This is a genomic window from Microbacterium sp. Bi128 (assembly GCF_918698205.1).
The window spans coordinates 1-1,154 of the sequence record NZ_CAKKMM010001541.1 but is presented as its reverse complement, the minus strand read 5'-3'; the positions used below and the strand labels follow the sequence as shown (position 1 = coordinate 1,154).

Below are 1,154 nucleotides of genomic sequence, written 5' to 3'. Positions count from 1 at the left end.
GGTGTCCGGGTTGTTCACCAGGTGGCTGGCGAAGGCGGCGATGCTTCCGGCCAGGGCCTGCTGCTGATTGCCCGAGCGCTGGTTGGAGCGGCTGAACAGGCCGTCCAGCAGTTCGGGGTGGGCGGCGAAGAGGCGGGCGTAGAACTTGGGGGTGATGTCCCCGATCCGGGAACCGACCAGCGGCAGGGTGGCCTCGATGACGGGGAAGGACTTGTCCGAGAGCATGCTGACTCCTGAGATAGTGGCCCGGCGTCTTCAGCCGGGTCCGCGGCGATACTTGCATTTCAAATACAAATATCTATGCCTCATTTCTACACCGCGTAGAAATCTATTCCAAATCGACCGGATTCCGGGCGTGGCGGCGGCGGGAGAAGGCGGGTGTCAGTGACAAGTGTCGCTGCCGGAGAAGGAACCGGTGGTGCCCACGTTCGTAAACGTCATGCCGGGAAGGGGGAGGAACTGCCAGGAGTAGGACGACGCGTTCAGGGTCAATTTGAGCGGCCCGAAGGCGCTTCGGCCACGGGCCACCATTGCGGTCAGAAGGGGGTCGGTGTTGGCCGACAACGCCTGGAGATCCGCCCCGCCGGCGCCCGCGGTAAAGGACCGGATCCCGGTCGGGGAGAGCGCCGGCACCGTGCCTGAGCCGGAGGCGCCGATCGGTTTGAAGATCTCGCTGACGTGGTTGTGCCCGGAAATCATGACGTCGACACCGTGGCCGGCCATGAGGTCCCACATAGGTCCCAGTTCCGGGTAGGAGCCGTGGTTCACGCCCGTTGACCAGCGTGGATGGTGCGCCGCCACGAGGGTGCACGCCGTCGGGGAATTGGTGAGACGGTCCTGCAGCCACAAATATTGCGGGCTGCCGACACCGCATCCACCGCTCACCCCGCCGGGCCCGCATTCACTGTTCAGGGCGATGAAGGTCCAGGCCCCGATCGTCGTCGAGTAGTAGCCGTCCGTACGGGTCCCGAAGTCGCCCGTGGTGACGCCGGGGCCATAGAAATAGTCGAAATAGCCGCGGGTGTTGTCAAGGTATTCATGGTTGCCGAGCACCGGCGAGGTGATGGCCTTCAGGGCGCCGAATGTGTCGTTGTAGGCGCCGGCCCCCATGAACTCGGCAAGGGTGGCGTTCTGGTATTGAAGGTCCCCAAGGG

Annotated in this window: 1 protein-coding gene and 1 pseudogene; both read right to left on the bottom strand. The window is 64.3% G+C overall.

Translation table 11 applies throughout. From position 1 onward, the window contains the following. Positions 1-225, bottom strand: a pseudogene (locus tag LQV45_RS34390) (hemin transporter); the annotation flags it as partial. A gap of 156 nt (positions 226-381) precedes the next feature. After that, positions 382-1,154 (bottom strand): metallophosphoesterase (locus tag LQV45_RS34385; RefSeq protein WP_230012353.1); only part of this gene is annotated, 773 nt, incomplete at its 5' end.